This window comes from Asaia sp. SF2.1, assembly GCF_000505765.1.
GTDB classification, from domain to species: Bacteria; Pseudomonadota; Alphaproteobacteria; order Acetobacterales; family Acetobacteraceae; genus Asaia; species Asaia bogorensis.
In genome coordinates, this window is the sequence record NZ_AYXS01000048.1 from 110,911 (window position 1) to 114,128 (window position 3,218).

The window sequence follows — 3,218 nt, forward strand, 5'->3', positions numbered from 1 at the left end:
TGGTGATACGAGTATCGTGGATGAGTGGATACGTGATGCCGGTGGCCGCAATGCCGCGATCGGTGTGCATGGCAACAAGCGACCGGTTTCGCTGGAGCAGATCCTGGGCTGGCAGCCCGACATCATCATTCTGGGAGCGGATGCAGGCAGCGAGGCTGAAATCGCGTCATCGCCGCTTTGGGTACAGCTTGCTGCCGTGGCGCAGCACCATGTGTTTCGCAATCCGTCAGGGGTGTTCAATTGGGATCGCTACAGCCCCGAATTGCTGTTGCAACGCCTGTGGGCGCGTCAGCTGATCGAAAAAGGGACGATTGACCGCGCTGCGATGCTCGCACAGATCCGGGATTTCTACCGCCAGTTCTATCACCACCCTCTCAGCAGCGAGGCGGCAGAACGTATCCTCGATGCGCGGCCCCTCAAGCCTGGTGCATGTCCGGGCTAGGCGGCCCTCAGGCGTGGCCGACGAGATTGGAGAGGGAGAGGGGATCGATATTGATGGTGGCAAGGGCCTTGCGCCACTTCACCATCTGATCGCTGCCGAAAATAAGATCATCCATGGCTGGGGCGCTCAGCCATGCATTCTGCTGGATGATTTCATCTTCCAGCTGACCGGGCTCCCATGAGGCATGGCCCAGCGCCAGCAGGGCATGGCGTGGGCCTTCGCCAGCGGCGATCTGATGCAGGATATCGAGGCTGGCAGTCAGGCAGTTTTCGTTGTTGATCACGAGACTGTCTTCACGCCGCCAGTCGGCAGAGTGAAGCACGAAGCCACGGGTCGGTTCCATGGGGCCGCCCATGCACAGATTGATCCGGCGCTTGGGCGGTGAGGGGGTAATGTCGAGCTGCTCGAACAGGGTTTCGAGCGTGGGGTGCGATGCGCGCTTGTTGATGATCAGCCCCATGGCACCATCCCGGCGCGAATGGGCGCAGACATAGACCACGCTGCGCGCAAATTCCGACTCTCCAAGCATGGGGCTCGAAATGAGCAGACGGCCTGCCAAGGTTTCGGATGTGGTCTCGTCGGGCGTTTGAAAATCTGAAGCCATGAGGGAAAATGTCGGCCATTGCAGGGGGTTTTGCAAGGGCGGCGCTTCGTGGCAACGATACAGAGTGTGGCAACCATGGAGCGGCTGCCCCGTCTGCTATAGCGTGGGCCCCTGTGTGTCCTGAACCTGAAATGGAGAAAACGATGGCGATTATTCTGGTAACCGGCGCAACAGCCGGGTTTGGTCAGGCTATTGCAAAGCGTCTGGTCAAGGAAGGCCATCGTGTGATCGGGACCGGCCGACGGGCGGAACGGCTTGAGGCCGTGAAGAAAGAACTGGGCGAGGCATTCCTGCCGCAGGTGCTCGATGTGACCGATGCCGAAAAGGTTCAGGCCCTGCCCGCAAGCCTGCCACCCGCCTGGCGTCAGGTCGATGTGGTGATCAATAATGCCGGTCTGGCCCTCGGTGTAGGCAAGGCGCAGGACTCCGATCTCAAGGATTGGAAAACCATGATTGACACGAATGTGACGGGTGTCGTGGATGTCACTCGCGCGTTTCTTCCACAAATGGTCGAACGCAATCATGGATACATCATCACACTTGGCAGTATCGCGGGGACTTACCCCTATGTCGGGGGCAATGTTTACGGAGCCACCAAGGCGTTTGTCGGCCAGTTCATGCGCAATCTGCGCACTGACCTGCTGGGAACGAAGATCCGTGCGAGCACGATCGAACCGGGACTGTGCGGGGGCAGCGAATTCAGCAATGTGCGGCTGCGCGACAATAAGAAGGCCGCGGATGTCTATAAAGGGACTGACCCGCTGACGCCTGAGGATATCGCGGCAACCGTATCATGGCTGCTCAGCCTTCCGCCCCATGTCAACATCAACGCCATCGAGATGATGCCTGTCTGTCAGGCTGCCGGTGGCCTCGCAGTGGATCGAAGCAGTGACTGAACTGACCCTGGGCCTGGCCCGCAAGCTTCCTGGCAAGTATCTCGTAAGCGACGGGCGTGATTTCGAGCTGAAATCCGTCCGTCCGCAGGATCATGGCGGTTTGCACAAGGGCCATGTCGAGGCGTGGCTGGACAAGCGGCGTGCTCATCTTGGGGCGTTGCAGGAAAGGCTTGCGGCAGAGCATCGCCATTCCATGCTTCTGGTTCTTCAGGGCATGGATGGTGCGGGCAAGGACAGCCTCATTCTCAATGTCATGACCGGGATGAACCCACAGGGTACCAAGGTCGTGTCATTCAAGAAGCCGAGCGATATCGAGCTTTCTCATGACTATCTATGGCGCGTTCACATGGCCATACCGGGCCGTGGCCAGGTGGGGGTATTCAACCGCAGCCATTACGAGGATGTGCTCGTTGCCCGAGTTCATGCAGACACGCTCGATGCGAGAGGCATGAAGGGTGATCCGACAAAGCGGGAGTTCTGGGACCACCGCCTGCAGGATATCCGCGATTTCGAGGCCTATCTGGGCCGGCAGGGCATCCATGTTCTCAAGGTCATGCTGCATATGTCGCCCGAATGTCAGCAGGAGCGTCTGCTGCGTCGTCTTCATCGGCCGGACAAGCGCTGGAAGTTCGATGAGAGCGATCTGGCGGAACGTCAGTTCTGGCCCGCTTACCAGACAGCCTATGAAGAAGCGATCCGGGCGACGGCGACCGAGCACGCGCCCTGGCTTGTCGTGCCGTCAAACAAGAAATGGTACTCACGCCTGGTCGTGATGGAGGCCCTGATTGCAAGGCTTGAGAGCCTGAGCCCGGAGCCACCGCCACCATCGCCTGAAATTCTCGAAAATCTCGGTCGGCTCGAAGCCAAGATCAAGGCGAGTAAGATACCTGGCTGATCTAACCTATCCTGCAAGGTCGCCTCCTTTGGGGCCCTTGCAGGATGGAAGGGTACGTGTTGTCAGTGCGCGTCCTTGCGTGCGGTTTTGATCTGCTCGCGCATTTCCTCAGCCGAGATGGCACCGGGAATGATTGCGCTCGTACCGAAAACGAAGGTCGGCGTACCATCGAGGCCGATCAGCCTTGCTTCGGCCAGATTCTCGTTGATCTGCGCGGCAACGTTCGAGGCGTGCATGTCAGTCACCAGCTTGTCAGCATTCAGCCCATTGGCCGTAGCGAGCTGACGGATACGATCCAGGGTAGGGGGCGTCGTGTCCTGCATCAGGGCGCGTTTCATCTTTTCGTAGCCGCCCTGCAGCGCGGCGGCGAAAATGGCCTGC

General features: G+C 59.3%; 5 protein-coding genes. 3 read left to right on the forward strand and 2 right to left on the reverse strand.

Going from position 1 to position 3,218, the window contains the following annotated elements; genetic code table 11:
* Positions 1-442, forward strand: a 442-nt coding sequence (locus P792_RS33345) for an ABC transporter substrate-binding protein (RefSeq protein ID WP_031241433.1), incomplete at its 5' end; no start/stop codon positions are given.
* Between the two features lie 7 nt (positions 443-449).
* Here P792_RS33345 and P792_RS33350 read toward each other — a convergent pair.
* Positions 450-1,046 (reverse strand): YqgE/AlgH family protein, encoded by a 597-nt coding sequence (locus tag P792_RS33350; RefSeq protein WP_023979686.1) that lies wholly within the window; start codon positions 1,044-1,046, stop codon positions 450-452.
* A 143-nt stretch (positions 1,047-1,189) separates the two neighbouring features.
* Between P792_RS33350 and P792_RS33355 the strand changes: the two genes are divergently transcribed.
* Together P792_RS33355 and P792_RS33360 are read left to right on the forward strand one after the other, a co-directional pair.
* Complete coding sequence (locus tag P792_RS33355; RefSeq protein WP_023979687.1) at positions 1,190-1,942, forward strand: SDR family NAD(P)-dependent oxidoreductase; 753 nt, start codon at positions 1,190-1,192, stop codon at positions 1,940-1,942.
* A complete protein-coding gene (locus tag P792_RS33360) occupies positions 1,935-2,837 on the forward strand; it encodes a PPK2 family polyphosphate kinase (RefSeq protein ID WP_161630862.1) in 903 nt (300 codons plus the stop codon). Before P792_RS33355 ends, P792_RS33360 begins: the two co-directional genes overlap by 8 nt.
* Before the next feature lie 62 nt (positions 2,838-2,899).
* Here P792_RS33360 and P792_RS37165 read toward each other — a convergent pair.
* The coding region (locus P792_RS37165; RefSeq protein ID WP_035440597.1) for a DsbA family protein at positions 2,900-3,218 on the reverse strand (319 nt) is incomplete at its 5' end.

What these genes read in the sequence shown, in the direction of transcription:
- P792_RS33355 (WP_023979687.1), top strand. Translation starts at nt 1,190, where the DNA reads ATGGCGATTATTCTGGTAACCGGCGCAACAGCCGGGTTTGGTCAGGCT.
- P792_RS33350 (WP_023979686.1), bottom strand. Translation starts at nt 1,046, where the DNA reads ATGGCTTCAGATTTTCAAACGCCCGACGAGACCACATCCGAAACCTTG.